This is a genomic window from Kitasatospora xanthocidica, from assembly GCF_014656195.1.
GTDB lineage: Bacteria > Actinomycetota > Actinomycetes > Streptomycetales > Streptomycetaceae > Kitasatospora > Kitasatospora xanthocidica.
In genome coordinates this window covers 340,992-358,257 of the sequence record NZ_BNBY01000004.1, presented here as the reverse complement: position 1 = coordinate 358,257, position 17,266 = coordinate 340,992, and the positions used below count along the sequence as shown (strand labels likewise).

At 73.5% G+C, this 17,266-nt stretch carries 16 protein-coding genes; 11 read left to right on the top strand and 5 right to left on the bottom strand.

The window, feature by feature from the left end; all coding sequences use genetic code 11:
- The first annotated feature begins 94 nt into the window (after positions 1-94).
- Positions 95-1,231 (top strand): glycosyltransferase family 4 protein, encoded by a 1,137-nt coding sequence (locus tag IE332_RS09965; protein ID WP_189915139.1) that lies wholly within the window; start codon positions 95-97, stop codon positions 1,229-1,231.
- A gap of 98 nt (positions 1,232-1,329) precedes the next feature.
- On the opposite strand, the gene IE332_RS09960 is transcribed toward IE332_RS09965, so the two are convergent.
- The gene (locus IE332_RS09960) at positions 1,330-3,123 is read right to left on the bottom strand and encodes an AMP-dependent synthetase/ligase (RefSeq protein ID WP_189915137.1); all 1,794 of its coding nucleotides are present in this window, start codon (positions 3,121-3,123) and stop codon (positions 1,330-1,332) included.
- 337 nt (positions 3,124-3,460) lie between these two features.
- Between IE332_RS09960 and IE332_RS09955 the strand changes: the two genes are divergently transcribed.
- From IE332_RS09955 to IE332_RS09935, 5 genes are all read left to right on the top strand, one after another.
- Positions 3,461-3,895 (top strand): SRPBCC family protein, encoded by a 435-nt coding sequence (locus IE332_RS09955; RefSeq protein ID WP_189915135.1) that lies wholly within the window; start codon positions 3,461-3,463, stop codon positions 3,893-3,895.
- Between the two features lie 23 nt (positions 3,896-3,918).
- Positions 3,919-5,091 (top strand): ArsA family ATPase, encoded by a 1,173-nt coding sequence (locus IE332_RS09950; RefSeq protein ID WP_189915133.1) that lies wholly within the window; start codon positions 3,919-3,921, stop codon positions 5,089-5,091.
- A gap of 110 nt (positions 5,092-5,201) precedes the next feature.
- On the top strand, positions 5,202-5,678 hold the full coding sequence (locus tag IE332_RS40850; RefSeq protein ID WP_229928479.1) for a DUF5304 family protein: 477 nt from the start codon (positions 5,202-5,204) through the stop codon (positions 5,676-5,678).
- A gap of 192 nt (positions 5,679-5,870) precedes the next feature.
- Entirely contained in the window at positions 5,871-6,818 is a 948-nt protein-coding gene (locus tag IE332_RS09940; protein WP_189915132.1) for an ROK family glucokinase, read from the top strand.
- A gap of 301 nt (positions 6,819-7,119) precedes the next feature.
- Complete coding sequence (locus tag IE332_RS09935) at positions 7,120-7,890, top strand: endonuclease/exonuclease/phosphatase family protein (RefSeq protein WP_189915124.1); 771 nt, start codon at positions 7,120-7,122, stop codon at positions 7,888-7,890.
- Here the strand turns inward: IE332_RS09935 and IE332_RS09930 are convergent.
- Positions 7,887-8,669 (bottom strand): hypothetical protein, encoded by a 783-nt coding sequence (locus IE332_RS09930; protein WP_229928478.1) that lies wholly within the window; start codon positions 8,667-8,669, stop codon positions 7,887-7,889. The two genes, IE332_RS09935 and IE332_RS09930, sit on opposite strands and share 4 nt — an antisense overlap.
- A 10-nt stretch (positions 8,670-8,679) precedes the next feature.
- Positions 8,680-9,474, bottom strand: coding sequence for an alpha/beta hydrolase (locus IE332_RS09925; RefSeq protein WP_189915122.1), 795 nt, complete (start codon positions 9,472-9,474; stop codon positions 8,680-8,682).
- Positions 9,475-9,706: 232 nt separating this feature from the next.
- Between IE332_RS09925 and IE332_RS09920 the strand changes: the two genes are divergently transcribed.
- From IE332_RS09920 to IE332_RS09910, 3 genes are read left to right on the top strand one after another with little or no spacing between them, the layout of a single operon-like run.
- On the top strand, positions 9,707-10,510 hold the full coding sequence (locus IE332_RS09920; protein ID WP_189915120.1) for a lysophospholipid acyltransferase family protein: 804 nt from the start codon (positions 9,707-9,709) through the stop codon (positions 10,508-10,510).
- A gap of 28 nt (positions 10,511-10,538) precedes the next feature.
- Positions 10,539-11,771, top strand: a complete 1,233-nt coding sequence (macS, locus tag IE332_RS09915; protein ID WP_229928477.1) for a MacS family sensor histidine kinase — start codon at positions 10,539-10,541, stop codon at positions 11,769-11,771.
- Positions 11,768-12,460 carry a response regulator gene (locus IE332_RS09910; RefSeq protein WP_189915118.1) on the top strand — a complete coding sequence of 231 codons (693 nt, stop codon included), beginning with the start codon at positions 11,768-11,770 and terminating at the stop codon, positions 12,458-12,460. The genes macS and IE332_RS09910 overlap by 4 nt, the downstream gene beginning before the upstream one ends.
- A gap of 96 nt (positions 12,461-12,556) precedes the next feature.
- Here IE332_RS09910 and IE332_RS09905 read toward each other — a convergent pair whose 3' ends face one another.
- Positions 12,557-14,494: an anthranilate synthase family protein gene (locus IE332_RS09905; RefSeq protein ID WP_189915116.1), complete on the bottom strand. Its 1,938-nt coding sequence runs from the start codon at positions 14,492-14,494 to the stop codon at positions 12,557-12,559.
- A 300-nt stretch (positions 14,495-14,794) separates the two neighbouring features.
- On the opposite strand from IE332_RS09905, the gene IE332_RS09900 reads away from it, so the two are divergent.
- Positions 14,795-16,144, top strand: coding sequence for a class II 3-deoxy-7-phosphoheptulonate synthase (locus IE332_RS09900; protein ID WP_189915114.1), 1,350 nt, complete (start codon positions 14,795-14,797; stop codon positions 16,142-16,144).
- Between the two features lie 188 nt (positions 16,145-16,332).
- The gene (locus tag IE332_RS09895; protein WP_373313693.1) at positions 16,333-16,635 is read left to right on the top strand and encodes a (2Fe-2S)-binding protein; all 303 of its coding nucleotides are present in this window, start codon (positions 16,333-16,335) and stop codon (positions 16,633-16,635) included.
- A 52-nt stretch (positions 16,636-16,687) separates the two neighbouring features.
- On the opposite strand, the gene bfr is transcribed toward IE332_RS09895, so the two are convergent.
- Positions 16,688-17,167 carry a bacterioferritin gene (gene bfr / locus IE332_RS09890; protein ID WP_030239990.1) on the bottom strand — a complete coding sequence of 160 codons (480 nt, stop codon included), beginning with the start codon at positions 17,165-17,167 and terminating at the stop codon, positions 16,688-16,690.
- Between the last annotated feature and the right edge of the window lie 99 nt (positions 17,168-17,266).

The window sequence follows — 17,266 nt, the reverse complement described above, 5'->3', positions numbered from 1 at the left end:
GCGCTTCCGTTCCCGGTGGGTCATGGTGTTGACCTATCGTACGGATCACCCAGCGGTACACCGAGCACCCCCCGACCGAGCGAGCCGTGGCCTGATGCACAGAACCTTGATCGTCACCAATGACTTCCCGCCCCGACCGGGCGGCATCCAGGCCTTCGTGCACAACATGGCCGTCCGTCAGCCCGCCGGAAGCGTCGTGGTGTACGCCTCGACCTGGCGGGACGGCAGCGAGGTGCGGAGCTTCGACGCCGAGCAGCCGTTCCCGGTGATCCGGGACCGGACGAAGGTGATGGTTCCCACACCCCGGGTCACCCGGCGGGCCGCCGAGATCCTGCGCGCCGAACGGTGCGACTCGGTCTGGTTCGGCGCCGCCGCCCCGCTCGGCCTGATGGCGCCCACGCTGCGCCGGGCCGGGGCCGGGCGGCTGCTCGGCATGACGCACGGGCACGAGGCCGCCTGGGCCCAGCTGCCGGTCTCCCGGCAGCTGCTGCGCCGGATCGGCGCGGGCACCGACGTGCTGACCTACCTGGGCGAGTACACCCGCTCCCGGATCGCCGCCGCGGTCGGGCCGGAGGCCGCGGCCCGGATGGTCCAGCTGCCGCCGGGCGTGGACGAGACGACCTTCCACCCCGGCTCCGGGGGCGCCGAGGTGCGCCGCCGGCTCGGGCTGGCGGACCGGCCGGTGGTGGTCTGCGTCTCCCGGCTGGTGCCGCGCAAGGGCCAGGACACCCTGATCGAGGCGATGCCGCAGATCCTGGCCGACGTGCCGGACGCGGTGCTGCTGATCGTCGGCGGCGGCCCGTACCGGGCGGACCTGGAGAAGCTGGCGGACACCACGGGCGTACGGGACTCGGTGCGGTTCACCGGCTCGGTGCCGTGGGAGGAACTGCCCGCCCACTACGGCGCCGGGGACGTCTTCGCGATGCCCTGCCGGACCAGGCGCGGGGGGCTGGACGTCGAGGGCCTGGGCATCGTCTACCTGGAGGCCTCGGCGACCGGCCTGCCGGTGGTCGCGGGGGACTCCGGGGGCGCCCCGGACGCCGTGCTGGAGGGCGAGACCGGGTACGTGGTGCCCGGCGGCTCGGCCCCGGCGGCGGCCGAGCGGATCGTCCGGCTGCTGCGCGACGAGGAGCTGCGCCGGCGGATGGGCGAGGCCGGGCGGCGCTGGGTGGAGCGCTCCTGGCGCTGGGACCTGCTGGCCGGGCGGCTGACCTCGCTGCTGGCCGGGTAGCACGACGCCGGCACGGCCCCCGGCCGCCGCCGGGACGACGCCGGGCCCGCCCCCTTCCTGGAGGGGCGGGCCCGGCGTCTTGTCGTCCCGGGGACGGCTCACTTCGTGTAGAGCGCCTCGATGTCGGCCGCGTAGTCCTTCAGCACGACGTTGCGCTTGAGCTTCAGCGAGGGCGTCAGGTGGCCGCTCTCCTCGGAGAACTCGGTGTCCAGCAGGCGGAACTTCTTGACCGCCTCGGCGTGCGAGACGGCCGCGTTGCCCTCGTCCACCGCGCCCTGCAGGGCGGCCAGCAGGTCCGGGTCCTCGGCCAGGTCGGCGACGGTGGCGTCGGCGGGCTTGCCGTTGAACTCCTTCCACTTCGGGAAGAAGTCCGGGTCGACGGTGATCAGGCAGGCGATGAAGGGCTTGCGGTCGCCGACCACCATGACCTCGCCGACCAGGGCGTGGGCCCGGATCCGGTCCTCGATCACGGCCGGGGCGACGTTCTTGCCGCCGGCCGTGACGATGATCTCCTTCTTGCGGCCGGTGATGGTCAGGTAGCCCTCGGAGTCCAGCGAGCCGATGTCGCCGCTGGCCATCCAGCCGTCCTTGAGCGTGTCGGCGGTGGCCTGCGGGTTGTTCCAGTAGCCGGTGAAGACGTGCGGGCCCTTGAAGAAGACCTCGCCGTCCTCGGCGACCCGGACGGAGGCGCCCGGGACGGGCTGGCCGACCGTGCCGATCTTCGGCTTGTCCCACGGGTTGAAGGTGGTGGCCGCGCAGGTCTCGGTCAGGCCGTAGCCCTCCAGGACGGTGAAGCCGATGCCCCGGTAGAAGTGGCCCAGCCGCTCGCCGAGCGGGGCGCCGCCGGAGATGGCGTGGGTGGCCCGGCCGCCGAGGGCGGCGCGCAGCTTGCTGTAGACCAGCTTGTCGAAGACCGCGTGCTTGAGCCGCAGCACCAGGCCCGCACCGCCGGCGTCCAGCGCCCGGCTGTAGGCGATCGCGGTCTCGGCGGCCTTGTCGAAGATCTTGCCCTTGCCGTCGGCCTGGGCCTTGGCGCGGGCGGTGTTGTAGACCTTCTCGAAGACTCTCGGCACGCCCAGGATCAGGGTCGGCTTGAAGGCCGCCAGCTCGGCGGTGACGTCCTTGATGTCGGAGACGTGACCGAGCTTGATCGGGGCCATCGCCGGGGCGATCTCGGCGATCCGGCCGAGCACGTGGGCCAGCGGCAGGAAGAGCAGCACGGAGCTCTCGCCGGTGCGGAACAGCGGGGCGAGGCGCTCGACGACGTTGCCGCACTCGGCGAGGAAGTTGCCGTGCGTCAGCTGACAGCCCTTCGGGCGGCCGGTGGTGCCCGAGGTGTAGACGATCGTCGCGATCGAGTCGGAGCCGGCGCTCCGGCGGTGCTCGGTGACGGTCGCGTCGGAGACCTCGCGGCCGGCCTCGGCCAGCGCGGCGACCCCGCCCCGCTCGATCTGCCAGGTGTGCTTCAGCTCCGGCAGGCGGTTGCGGACCTCCTCGACCACGTCGCGGTGCTGGTCGGTCTCGGTGAGCACGGCGACCGCGCCGGAGTCACCCAGGATCCACTCCACCTGCTCGGGGGATGAGGTCTCGTACACCGGCACGGTGACGGCACCGGCCGACCAGATCGCGAAGTCCAGCAGCGTCCACTCGTAGCGGGTGCGGGACATGATGCCCACGCGGTCGCCGGGACGGATCCCGGTGGCGATCAGACCCTTCGCGGCGGCCTGCACCTCGACCAGGAACTGGGCGGCGGTCAACTCCTGCCACCGGCCGTCCACCTTGCGGCTGAGCACCACGACGTCCGGGTGCCGCTCGGCGTTCTGGTGCACGAGGTCGGAGAGGTTACCGCCGCTCGGTACCTGGTAGAGGGCCGGAAGGCTGAAGTCGAGCAAGACTGCTCCTCGTTCGCGACGCTGCGGGACGGCAGGACGTTACTGCCCGGTAGGCGGCTTCGACCAGGGGGGTCGGCCCCGGTGTTCGAAGTGTCACACCCGGCCGGGTCCGACCAGGCCGTGACCGGGTCGTTCGAATGGCACCCTACGACAGCCCGTAGGTGACCGGTCGGTAGCATGCGGTGACCCGCCTGCCCGACGCCCGCTTCCGGGTCCACCGGGCCTGGCCCGCGCCGTCGATCCGATCTCCGGTCGCGATAGCCTGCTCCGGGCGGGACGGGCCGAGCGCGCCCCGGCCGGGACCGGCAGGCAGAGGGACGACGCGGAGGGCCATTCCATGGCGGAGCACACCAGGTCGAGCATCACCATCGACGCGACCCCGGCCACGGTCATGGCCGTGATCGCCGACTTCGCCGCCTACCCGGCCTGGACCGGTGAGGTCAAGGAGATCGAGGTCCTGGAGACCGGCGAGGACGGCCGCGCCGCCCAGGTCCGGCTGCTCCTCGACGCCGGCGCCATCCGCGACGAGCACGTCCTCGCCTACACCTGGGACGGCGACCGCGAGGTCGGCTGGACCCTCGTGCGCAGCCAGATGCTCCGCTCGCTCGACGGCACCTACACCCTCGCCCCGCTGTCCGGCGGCCGCACCGAGGTCACCTACCAGCTGGCCGTGGACGTCAAGATCCCGATGCTCGGCATGATCAAGCGCAAGGCCGAGAAGGTCATCATCGACCGCGCCCTCGCCGGACTGAAGAAGCGCGTCGAGGGCTGACGCGCGGAACGGGGGCCGACGGCATGACGGCGACACGCACCATCCTGGTCAGCGGCGACGCGGGCGCGCCCGCGGTGGCCGCCGCCACCGCCCTGCACGCCGCCCGGCGCGGCCACCGCACCTGGCTGCTGGCGGCCGACGACCCGCACCGCGCACTGGACTCCGCCCTCGGCACCCGGCTGGAGCCCGAACCGCTCCACTACGCACCGGGCCTGACCGTCTCCCGGATCGACGAGCAGGCCGCCTTCCGCTACGCCGTCGGCGAGCTCACCACCCGGCTCAAGCCCGCCCTCGACCTGCTCGGCGCCGAACAGCTCGACCCCGAGGAGCTCACCGCCCTCCCCGGCATCGCCCGGCTCGCCCTGCTGCGCGCGCTGCCCGCCGCCGACCAGGACGTCCTGGTCGTGCTCGCCCCGCCGCCCGCCGAACTGATCGCGAGCCTCGCCCTGCCCGAGCAGCTCGCCCGCTACCTGGACCGGCTCGTCCCTGAGCAGCGGCAGGCCGCCCGGGCACTGCGACCGCTGCTGGCCGGACTGGCCGGCGTCCCGATGCCCGCCGACTGGCTGTACGAGGGACGCGGCAAGGCCGCCGCGGCGCTCGCCGAGTCCCAGGCCGCGATCACCGACCCCGGCACCAGCGTCCGCCTGGTCGTCCCGGCCGACGGCCACCCGTTCGAGGAGCTGCGCCGGATCCGGGCCGGGCTCGCGCTGTACGGGCACCGGCCGGACGCCGTGGTCGTGCACGGCGCGCTGCCCGAGGCCGCCCTCTCCTCACCCGACCCCTGGCTGGCCGCCCTGGCCCGCCGCCGGCAGGAGGAACTGGCCGCCCTCGCCGCCGGGACCGACGCCCCCGTCCTGGTCGCCGGCCTGGCCGACGCCACCCTGGAAGCCGTCGCCGACCGGCTGTACGGGGACGGCCCCGGGCCCGAGCGGCCGGCCCCCGCGCCCTGGACGGTCGAGGACCGGCTCGCCGCGGACGGCCTGCTGGTCTGGCACCTCGGCCTGCCCGGCGCCGACCGGGCCGAGCTGGACCTCGTCCGCCGCGGCGACGACCTGGTGGTCGGCATCGGCGCCCACCGCCGGGTGCTCCCGCTGCCCTCCGCGCTGCGCCGCTGCACCGTGGCCGGTGCGGGGCTGCTGGACGGCGTGCTGTCGGTGCGGTTCGCACCCGACCCCGCGCTCTGGCCGCGGGGCTGACGGGCCGTCCGGCCTCCCCGGCCGGCGACCGAGGACGGGCCCCGCGGGCGGTCGGGTAGCGTCGGGCCGGAGGGCCGCGGGGTGCGGCCACGGTTGAGGAGGCGCCCGCGATGACCAGCACCGACGACCGCACCGAGCCCGTCGACGACCGCGCTGAGCCCGTCGGGGGCCGTACCGAGGCTGACGGGGACCGGGCTGAGCCCGGCCAGGACCGGGTTGCGGCGGACGACCGCGCGGAGTCCGGCGGGCCGGGGGAGGCCCAGGCCCATCCGTTCGGGCCGGAGCTGGGCCCGCTGGTGGACGAGGTGCGCCGGTTCGCCGGTGCGCTCGGCGAGAAGGCCCAGGAGGCCGGCGCCACCACCCTGATCGGCCTCTCCGGGCTGGCCGACCGCCTCCGCACCCAGCAGCCGGAGGTCTACACCCACCTCGCCGCCGCCGGTTCCGGCATCGCCGCCGCGGGCGCCGAGCTGCTGGCCGCCTACCGCGCCGCCGTGGCCGGGCACGAGAGCCGCTGGACCGCCGGGCAGGGCGCGGACACCGAGAAGATCGACCTCGACGGGCCTGACGAGCCGTCCGCCAAGCAGTGAAACCGTAACTTTCGGAGGGTGATCGCGTTGCTCTCGTGCGTGACGAAGCGGGCGATTAGATACGACTTTTGAAGTATCTCGGCCCTGATCGCCCAGAATTGTCTTCGGATAATGTATGCGAGGGTGGTGACGGGGACAGGGTTGGGCGGTACGGTTCCGTCCAGCGGGAACGAGTGAATAGCTGAGGCACACATGGCTCTGACCATCGGCGTCGATGTCGGCGGGACCAAGATCGCGGCAGGCGTGGTCGACGAGGCGGGCGCGATCCTGGCCCGGACCAGGGTCCCCACCCCGGCCGACCCGCAGTGGGCGGTCGACGCCATCGCGCAGGCCGTCCGCGAGCTCAAGGAGCAGCACCCCGGCGTCACCGCGGTCGGCGTCGGAGCCCCCGGCTTCGTCGACAGCAACCGTTCCACGGTGATCTTCGCGCCCAACATCGACTGGGAGAACGAGCCGCTGCGCGGGCGGATCGAGGAACTCACCGGCCTGTCCACGGTCGTCGAGAACGACGCCAACTGCGCCGCCTGGGCCGAGTTCCGCTTCGGCGCGGCCGCCGACCACCAGGACATGGTGCTGATCACCGTCGGCACCGGCATCGGCGGCGGCATCGTCCTGGAAGGCCGGCTGCACCGCGGCCGCTTCGGCGTGGCCGGCGAGATCGGCCACCTCAACATGGTCCCGGACGGCCTGCAGTGCGGCTGCGGCGGCAAGGGCTGCTGGGAGCAGTACGGCTCCGGACGCGCGCTGCGCCGCTACGGCCGGGAGAAGGCCGCGGCCGACCCGGTGCGCGGCAAGCGGATGCTGGACCTCAACGACGGTGTCGCCGAGACCATCCGCGGCATCCACATCACCGAGGCCGCCGAGGCGGGCGACCCGCTCGCCCTGGAGTGCTACTCCGAACTGGCCGACTGGCTGGGCCGCGGCATGGCCGACCTCGCCGCGCTGTTCGACCCGGGCGTCTTCGTGCTCGGTGGCGGCGTCTCCGACTCCGGACGGCTGCTGCTCGACCCGGTCGCCAAGGCCTTCGAGCACTACCTGACCGGCGGCGTGCACCGCCCCCGCGCCGAGGTCGTCCTGGCCTCGATGGGCTCCGCCGCCGGCATCGTCGGCGCCGCGGACCTCGCCCGCATCCCCGCGTAGCCGTTACTCCCCCTTCGCCTCCGGGACGCTCTGACCCGGTGCCGACGGTCGGCGCTCCAAGGCCCTTCGTCCCTCGGGCCTCCTCGCTTCTTCCTTTCGGCACCGGCGCGTCCCTTCGGCTCAGGCGGGGCTCCCGCTTCGCCTCCGGGGAACACCCCTTCCCTCTTCCCAGCCCGCCGGCGGCGGTGCGACCGGGCCCCGACCAATCCCGGACGCACCGCCGCCGTCGCACGTCCCGGCGCCGCCGCGTACGGTCGGAGCCAGTGCCGACGCCACCGGCGACGACGTACCGGGGAGGACCATGACCGCCGCGACCGAGACCGCCGCCCCCGTCGGGCCGTTGCCGCCCGCGGGCCCGCGCCGGCTGCGCCTGCTCAGCTACAACATCCGCTCGCTGCGGGACGACCGGCGGGCGCTGGCCCGGGTCGTCCGGGCCTGTGCGCCCGACCTGGTCTGCGTCCAGGAGTCGCCGCGCTACTGGCGTCCCGAGGGCCAGGCCGGGTGGCTGGCCCGGCAGACCGGGACGGTCGTGCTGGCCGGTGGCGGCCGCACCGCCGCCGGGCCGCTGCTGCTCGGCCGGCCCGGCGCGGCGGAGGTGCTGGGCGTGCGCGACCGGCTGCTGCCCAAGACCCGCGGCCTGCACGCCCGGGGCTTCGCCACCGCACTGCTGCGGCTGCCCGGCACGGCGCCCTTCACCCTCACCAGCTGCCACCTCAGCCTGGACCCCGAGGAGCGGTACGGGCAGTTCGAGCTGCTGCTGGACCAGCTGGGGATCGCCGAACACGGCGTCGTGGCAGGGGACTTCAACGAGCACCCGGACGGGCCCGGCTGGCAGCTGCTGGCCTCCCGGCTGCAGGACGGGTACCCGACCGCGCCCTGGGGCGGCGAGTTCACGTCCGTACCGGAGCGCCCCTACCAGCGGATCGACGCCGTCTTCGCCACGCCCGGGGTCACCGTCCTCGGCTGCGGGGTGCCGCACGGACTGCCCGGCGTCACCGAGGCCGACCTGCGGGCCGCGACCGACCACCTGCCGGTGCTCGCGGTGCTGGAGCTGCCGGTAGGCAGGCCCTAGACCACCGCGCCGTTGTGCGGGTCCTCCGGCTCGTCCTCGTCGCGGTCCCGCATCCGGGCCACCAGGGTGACGAAGCCGCCGAGGAAGGCGGTGATCCCGACCCAGGCGGGCCAGCCGGAGATCTCCCGCCAGACCACCGCGTCGACCAGCAGCAGCGCGGGCCCGCCGAGCACGGCCAGCCAGGCGAACTTGGCGGTCACGTCGGCGGCGGGCAGCGGCGGTGGCTCCGGCGGGACGTAGTGGTCCTCGTCGGTCTCCTCGGCCAGCTCGAAGTCGCGCGGGCCGGAGGCGGCGGCGGGCAGCACCGGGCGGCCGGAGCGGGGGCGGGGCTGCGGGGCGAGGTCGGCGAGGCCGTCCTGCTCGCCGCCGCCTCCGGTGCCGTCCTTGTAGCCGCCCTTGAGCTCGTTCTGGGCGCGGAGGTTCTCGACCTCGGGCCAGTTGGGGTTGTTGAGGTCGACCGGATCGTCGAACTGGGCGACCAGGGCGGCGAAGATCTCGTCCTGCTCGGCCTGGCTGCGCTCGGGCGCGCGGCGGGGCCGGGCGGCCTCGGCGGGGGCCTCCGGTGCGGTGGCCTCCTCGGTGACGTCGGCGACGTCGTTCGCGGGCGCCGGCGTCACGCCGCCGTCGGCGCCGCCGCGCCCGGTCGGCGCACCGCTCGGGGCGGCGGGCTCCTTCGCCCCGCCGTCCTTCGCCCCACCGTCCGTCGTCGCACTGTCCTTCGTCGCGCCGTCCTCGCGGGGAGCCTCGTCCCCGCCGCCCGCCGTGCTGCTCTCGTGCACTTCCGGCCCTTCAGCCATGGTGATCGTCGGATTCGACCCGGGTTGCGCCCGCCGCGTGCGCGGGGGCCAGCCGTCGGATGAAGTCCTGGCTGGCCGCGAATATTTCCGCCGCGTCGTGGTCCAGCGTCGCGACGTGGAAGCTGCGCTGGCACAGCCGTTCCGTCACGTCGGTCGAGGATATCCGGGCCAGCACCAGTTCCGAGTTGGCCGGGGAGACGACGTGGTCCTGCGGGCTGTGGAAGAGCAGGACCGGCTGGGTCACCTCCGGCAGGCGGTGCTGGACCTCCTGCCACAGCCGGCTCAGCGACCAGGCGGCGTGCAGCGGTGTCCGGTCGTAGCCGAGCTCGGTCGCACCGGGCTTGGCGATGTCGTTCGCGATCCCGGGCAGGCTGGGGACGAGGTGGCGCAGCACCGGAAGCAGCACACTCGCGGGGGTGTCCGAGCGGACCGACGGGTTGACCAGGACCAGCCCGGACACCGTCGGGCCGTGCACCGCGGCGAGCCGCAGGGCCAGCGCGCCGCCCATCGACAGCGCGCAGACGAAGACCTGCTCGCACTCGTCGGCGAGGGCCAGCAGTTCGCGCTCGACCTCCGCGTACCAGTCCTCCCAACGGGTGAGCTGCATGTCCTGCCAGCGGGTGCCGTGGCCGGGCAGCAGCGGCAGCGCGACGGTGAACCCGGCGGCCGCCAGCTCCTCGGCCCACGGCCGCAGCGACTGCGGCGACCCGGTGAAGCCGTGGCAGAGCAGCACCCCCACCGGTCCGCCGCGGTGGCGGTACGGTTCGGCACCGGGCAGCAGCGGCATGGCGGACTCCTTCGCGGGCGGATGGCGCTGGGGGAGGGGACGCTGGGGGTGGAGCTGCGGGAATTCGCATCGTCCCACGCCCCGCGCCGGGTCGTACACCCCCTTCGACGGGGCCGGACGGCGGCTTCGGCGGGCCCTCGGACCGGGCCGGACGACGGCTTCGGCGGGGCCGGGCACAGCCGGGGGCCGCGGGGCATTAGGATCGACCGGTCCGCATAACAGGAGGCCCGGGTTGTTCTACCGACTGATGAAGATGATCGTCGCGCCACTGCTTCGGATCTTCTTCCGGCCGTGGATCGAGGGTGAGGAGAACATCCCCACCGAGGGTGCGGCGATCATCGCGAGCAACCACCTGTCCTTCTCGGACTCGTTCTTCTTCCCCGCGCTGATCAAGCGCCGGGTGACCTTCATCGCGAAGGCCGAGTACTTCAACACCCCGGGCCTCAAGGGCCGGCTGACCGCCGCCTTCTTCAAGGGCGTCGGCCAGCTGCCGGTGGACCGCTCGGGTGTGCGCGGCGCCGGCGAGGCCGCGATCCGCAGTGCCATCGCGGTGCTGGACCGCGGCGAGCTGTTCGGCGTCTACCCCGAGGGCACCCGCTCGCCCGACGGCAAGCTGTACCGCGGCAAGGTCGGCGGTCTGGCGCGCGTCGCGCTCGCCACCGGCGCGCCGGTGATCCCGGTCGCCATGATCGACACCGAGAAGGTGCAGCCGCCCGGCCAGGTGGTCCCGAACTTCGGCATCCGCCCCGGCATCCGGATCGGCCGCCCGCTGGACTTCTCCCGCTACCACGGCATGGAGAACGACCGCTTCATCCTCCGTTCGGTGACGGACGAGGTGATGTACGAGATCATGCGGCTCTCCGGCCAGGAGTACGTCGACATCTACGCGACCGCCGCCAAGCGGCAGATCGCCGACGACAAGAAGAAGGCGGACGCCGAGCGCCGCGCGGCGGCCAAGGCGGAGAAGGCGGAGGCCGCCGAGGCCGAGAAGGCGGAGAAGGCCGCGGAGGCGGACAAGGAGACCGGGTCGTCCTGACGGCCCGGCCGGGCCCGGGGAGGGGCGGATGACGGACGGCGGCAGAGCCGGCGCGGTGGGGGGAACGGTGGCGGCCGGCGGCATGTCCGTCGAACTCCCGCTGTGGCGGGCCATCTCCTACTTCCGGGTGCTGGCCCTGATCTACGCGCTGCTGCGGTACGTCAACTCGTACCTGCACTTCCTGCACCCGGTGGCCGGCTGGATCTTCCTCGGCGCGCTCACCCTCTGGACGCTCGCCACCGTCCGGGCCTTCGCCAACCCGCAGCGCTGCACCTGGTACGTCCTGGGCGTCGACCTCACGCTCGCCGTCACCGGCATCGTGATGAGCGGACTGACCGACGCCCCGGCCCGGATCAGCCACGGCGCGCCCACCCTGCCCACCATCTGGGCCGCCGGGACGGTGCTCGGCTGCGCCGCGAAGGGCGGCTGGCGCCCGGCGGCGGCCGCGGGCTCGGTGATCGGGGTCGCCAACATCCTCGGCCACGGCGGGCCGACCGGCGACAACATCCACAACATCGTGCTGCTGATGGTCGCCGGGTGCGCGATCGGCTACGTGATCGAACTGGCCCGGGCCAGCGAGGCCACGCTCACCCGGGCGCTCCAGGTCGAGGCGGCCACCCGGGAGCGCGAGCGGCTCTCCCGGGACATCCACGACGGTGTGCTGCAGGTGCTCGCGCTGGTCCAGCGGCGCGGCGCCGAGCTGGGCGGCGGGCCGGGCGGTGACACCGGCGGCAGCGGCACCGGCGGTGGCGCCTCCTTCGCCGAACTGGGCCGGCTGGCCGGGGAGCAGGAACGCGCGCTGCGGACGCTGATGACCGGCGGACCGATCCCGGCCCAGCGCCTGCCGGAGCCCGACGCCGCCGAACCGCGCGACCTGACCGCGCTGCTGCGCCCGTACGCGGACGAGCGGATCACGCTCTCCGCCCCCGGCACCCCGGTGCTGCTCTCCGCCCCGGCGGCGGGGGAGCTGGCCGCGGCGGTCGGCGCGGCCGTGGACAACGTCCGCCGGCACGCCGGGGCGGAGGCCAGGGCCTGGATCCTGGTCGAGGACGAGCCGGAGGCCGTCACGGTCAGCATCCGCGACGACGGCCCGGGGTACGCCCCCGGCCGGCTCGGCGAGGCGGAGCGGGCCGGCCGGCTGGGCGTCTCCCAGTCCATCCGCGGCCGGCTGCTGGACCTCGGCGGCACGGCCGAGCTGTACTCGGCGCCCGGCGAGGGCGTCGAGGTCGAACTGCGGGTCCCGAGGAAGGCCAATCAATGACCGACCAGCTGACGACCGATCAGCCGACCACCGACCGGCCGGTGCGGGTGATGGTGGTCGACGACCACCCGATGTGGCGGGACGCCGTCTCGCGCGACCTCGCCGAGGCCGGGCTGGACGTGGTGGCCACGGCGGGCGACGGCGAGGAGGCCGTCCGCCGCGCCCGCGCCTGCACGCCGCAGGTCGTCGTGCTGGACCTCAACCTGCCCGGGCTGCCCGGCGCCGAGGTGTGCCGCCAGGTGGTCGCGCACGACCCGGCGGTGCGGGTGCTGGTGCTGTCGGCCAGCGGGGAGCACCAGGACGTGCTGGAGGCGGTGAAGTCCGGTGCGACCGGGTACCTGGTGAAGTCGGCCGGGCGGGAGGAGCTGCTGGACGCGGTGCGCCGTACGGCCGTCGGGGACGCCGTGTTCACCCCGGGCCTGGCCGGCCTGGTGCTCGGCGAGTTCCGCCGGCTGGCCGCCGAGCCGGTCGCGGCCTCGGCGCCGGCCGCGCCGCAGCTGACCACCCGGGAGACCGAGGTGCTGCGGCTGGTGGCCAAGGGCCTGTCGTACCGCCAGATCGCGGACCGGCTGGTGCTGTCGCACCGCACGGTCCAGAACCACGTGCAGAACACGCTCGGGAAGCTGCAGCTGCACAACCGGGTGGAGCTGGTCCGGTACGCGATCGAGCAGGGCCTCGACGAGATCTGATACGCGATCGAGCAGGCCCCGGAAGACGGGATCCGACGGGCCCCGGGCGGCCGCGAACCGCCCGGGACGCCGTCGGATCCTCGGCTCCGCGGCCGCTCAGCGCGGTACGGCCACCGCCTCGCGCAGCAGGCCCGCCACGATGTCCACGCCCTCGCGGGTGAGCACCGACTCGGGGTGGAACTGGAGGCCGGCGAAGCCGGTCCCGCGCAGGGCGTGGACGTCGCCGGTGGCGGCGTCCCGGGCCACCTCGACGCCCTCGGCGGCCAGCCGGGCCGCGTCGGCCTCCGAGCAGCGCGCGGTGAAGGTGTTGTAGAAGCCGACCGTCCGCTTGGTGCCGAAGAGATCGATGGTCTCCTGCGCCCCCTGGTAGGGGACGGCCTTGCGGCCCAGGGCCAGCCCGAGTTCGGCGGAGAGCAGCTGGTGGCTGAGGCAGACCGCGAGCAGCGGCGCCGTCCGGGCGCCGGAGCGGACGGCGGCCAGCGCGTCCGCGACGATCGGCCGCAGCACGGCCATCTTGGGGTCGTCGGCGAGGGCCGGGTCGCCCGGCCCGGGGCCGAGCACCAGCGGGCCGCGGTGCGCCGCGACCAGGGCGCGCAGCCCCGGCTCGTCGTAGCGCACGACCGTCACCCGGTGGCCGAGGGAGCCGAGCAGGTGGGCCAGCATCGAGGTGAAGGTGTCCTCGCCGTCCACCACCAGGGTCGGCTCGGTCTCGGTGACCGGGGTCGGCGCCTGCATCCGCAGCCAGAACGGCGCGAGGCCGGCCCGGCGGGAGTCGAGGGCGGCCTGCACCCGGTGGTCGTCGGCGAGCCGGGGGCCGGTGGGGTGGGGCAGCCGGGCGGGCACGGGCCGGGCACCGATCGCGGTGAGCACCCCGGCGGCCTTGGCGTGGGTCTCGGCGACCTCGGACTCCGGGACGGAGTGGCGCACCAGGGTGGCGCCGACCCGGACGGCCAGCCGGCCGGTGGCCGGGTCGATGTCGGCGGTGCGGATGCAGATCGGCGAGTCCAGCAGCTGCCCGCCGCTGGCGGAGCGTCCGATCAGGGCGAGCGCGCCCGAGTAGTAGCCGCGGCCGGTGGGCTCGTAGCGCCGGATGACCCGGGTGGCGTTCTCGACCGGGCTGCCGGTGACGGTCGCGGCGAACATCGTCTCGCGGAGCACCTCGCGGACGTCCAGCGAGGTGCGCCCGCGCAGCTCGTACTCGGTGTGGGCGAGGTGGGCCATCTCCTTGAGCCGGGGCCCGAGCACCTGGCCGCCGAGGTCGCCGACCGTGCACATCATCTTGAGCTCCTCGTCCACGACCATGGTGAGCTCCTCCAGCTCCTTCGGGTCGTGCAGGAACCGGAGCAGCGAGTCGATGTCGGAGCCGCCCGCCGGATAGCGGTAGGTGCCGGAGATCGGGTTCATCACGACGGTGCCGCCGCTCTGCCGGACGTGGACCTCGGGGGAGGCGCCGACGAGGACGCGGTCGCCGGTGTGCACCAGGAAGGTCCAGTAGGCGCCGCGCTCCTGCTCCAGCAGCCGCCGGAACAGCGTCAGCGCGAGCGCGGGGGAGAAGTCTTCGAGGGTGGCGTGGAAGTCGCGCCGGATCACGAAGTTGGCGCCCTCGCCGTTGCCGATCTCCTCCTCGATCACCCGGCGGACGATCGAGGCGTACGAATCGTCGTCCACGTCGAACGCGCCACCGGCAAGTGACACCGGCAACTGCGGTAGGGCGGTGGTGAATTCGGCCAAGGGGAGAACGTGCTGCTCAGCCACCGCGAGGGCCTGCAACGGGGTGCCGTCGTCATGCGCCTCGAACCCCCGCTCGCGGATCTGCCGGTACGGGACGAGCGCGAGCAGGTCGTGCACCGGGGTGCCGCCGGCCGGGGCGCCCTCGCGCACCGGGAGGTCGGCGAGGCGCTCGTAGCTGTCGACGGTGCCGAGCAGCACCTCGACGGTGTCCGGGGCGAGGCGGGGGGTGCGGCGGTGCAGCAGGGCGAAGGCGGGGGCGCCGGGGGCGGTGAGACGGCTGAGCAGGTCGGTGACGGTGGTCACGGTGCGGCTTCCTTCCGGGTGGATGGCGAGGGCGGTGCTGGGTTCCGCTCCCGGAGGGCCGTCTGCTCAGACGCCGACGGCCGCCCCGAGGGGCGGCCGTCGTGTTCGTCTAGGAACGCGCGATCGGTGGGCCACCCTTGGAGGAGGCCCACCACCAGGAGTGGTTGTGGGGCGCGTGCATGGTTCGAGCGTAGCGGATCCGGCAGGACGGGTGAGGCTGGTCACGCGTTTGTCCGAGATGTGTCTCACCACTCGGGCAATGGTCACGAATCGCTCGTGTCACCCCGTAGCCTTGGCCGTGTGACCGCTACGACTGAGACATCGAGGGCTGCCCACTCCTGGCAGTCCCTGCCCGCGGCGCAGCAGCCTGAATGGCCGGACCAAGAGGCTCTGCGCAAGACCCTTGCCGAGCTCGCCTCGTATCCGCCGCTCGTCTTCGCCGGCGAGTGCGACCAGCTGCGCGCCCGGCTCGGAGCCGTGGCGCGCGGGGAGGCATTCCTCCTCCAGGGCGGTGACTGTGCCGAGGCCTTCGACGGCGTCTCGGCGGAGCACATCCGCAACAAGCTGAAGACCCTCCTGCAGATGGCCGCCGTACTGACGTACGCGGCCTCGGTGCCGGTGGTGAAGGTCGGCCGGATCGCCGGCCAGTACTCCAAGCCGCGCTCCAAGTCGACCGAGACCCGCGACGGCGTGACCCTGCCGGTCTACCGCGGTGACTCGGTGAACGGCTTCGAGTTCACCCCCGAGTCCCGTCGCCCGGACCCGGAGCGCCTGAAGCGGATGTACAACGCGTCCGCCGCGACGCTCAACCTGGTCCGCGCGTTCACCACCGGTGGTTACGCCGACCTGCGCCAGGTGCACGCCTGGAACCAGGACTTCGTGCGCAACTCGCCGGCCGGCCAGCGCTACGAGCAGCTCGCCCGGGAGATCGACAACGCCCTGGCGTTCATGAACGCGTGCGGTGTCGCGCCGGAGGAGTTCAAGACCGTCGAGTTCTTCTCCTCGCACGAGGCCCTGATCCTCGACTACGAGACCGCGCTGACCCGCGTGGACTCGCGCACCGGCGAGCTGTACGACGTCTCCGGCCACATGGTGTGGATCGGCGAGCGCACCCGGCAGCTGGACCACGCGCACATCGAGTTCGCCTCGAAGGTCCGCAACCCGATCGGCGTCAAGCTCGGCCCGACCACCTCGGTGGACGAGGCGCTGGCCCTGATCGAGAAGCTGGACCCGGAGCGCGAGCCCGGCCGCCTGACCTTCATCACCCGGATGGGCGCGGGCAAGATCCGCGACCACCTGCCCGCCCTGGTGGAGAAGGTCACCGCCTCCGGCGCCAAGCCGGTGTGGATCTGCGACCCGATGCACGGCAACACCTTCGAGGCCTCCAGCGGGCACAAGACCCGCAGCTTCGACGACGTCCTGGACGAGGTCAAGGGCTTCTTCGAGGTGCACCGCGCGCTCGGCACCCACCCGGGCGGCATCCACGTGGAGCTGACCGGCGACGACGTCACCGAGTGTGTCGGTGGCGGCGACGAGGTCCTGGTGGACGACCTGCACCAGCGCTACGAGACGGCCTGCGACCCGCGGCTCAACCGCAGCCAGTCGCTGGACCTGGCGTTCCTGGTCGCGGAGATGTACCGGGGGCAGTGAGCCCCGAGCCGCCCCGGTGAGCGGGCGGGCGACTGTGACGAAGGCCCCTCCGGTTTCGGGATTCCCGAGGCCGGAGGGGCTTTTTCACACCCGGATCGCCAGGTAAGGTGAGGCTTAGTGAGCTAAGGCAAGCCTTAGTCAAGATCCATTTCCGCTTCACCCCGGGAGATTCCGCGATGTACGTGTGCATGTGCCATGCGGTCACCGAGGACCAGGTGAAGAAGGCCATCGACGGGGGTGCCAACACCCCCCGCCAGATAGCCAAGGGCTGCAAGGCCGGCACCGACTGCGGGTCCTGCGTGCGCCGGATCCAGGCGCTGCTCGGCGAGCACGGCGCCCGGCCCTGCCCGACCGCGCGGCTGGCCGCGAAGCTCGGCCTCGCCGACCCGGAGCCGGCGGTCGGCGCCGCGCCCGGCGCCACGACCGCTCCGGTGCCCGCCGCGGCCCAGGTCGCCCCGCTCGCGCCGGTGGTCTCGCTGCGAGTGGCCTGAGCCCTCGGGACGCGGGCGGCCCGAGCCGTCTGGGCGCGGGTGGCCCGAGCCCTCAGGACTCCGGCTGCTCGATGAGCTGGGCCAGGTAGAGCGCCTCGCCGAGCTTCTCCAGGAGCTCCAGCTGGGTGTCGAGGTAGTCGATGTGGTGCTCCTCGTCGGCCAGGATGTCCTCGAAGATGTTCGCCGAGGTGACGTCGTTCTTGGCCCGCATCACCACGATCCCGCGCTTGAGCCGGTCGATCGCCTCGACCTCGACCTGGCGGTCGGCCTCGAACATCTCCTTGACCGTCTGGCCGATCCGGACGTGGAACAGCCGCTGGTAGTTGGGCAGCCCGTCCAGGAACAGGATCCGGTCGGTGAGCGTCTCGGCGTGCTTCATCTCGTCGAAGGACTCGTGCCGGGTGTACTTGGCGAGCTTCGTCCAGCCGAAGTTCTCCTGCATCTTGGCGTGCAGGAAGTACTGGTTGATCGCGGTCAGCTCGGCGGTGAGCTGCTCGTTGAGGAACTCGATGACCTCGGGATCGCCCTGCATGGGGGTGCCTCCTGCGCTCGTCCTGGGGGTGGGGGCCTGCGCTGGGCATCCTGGCACCGTGATGGGAAGAAATTCCAGTAAGTTCACACTCACTAGGAC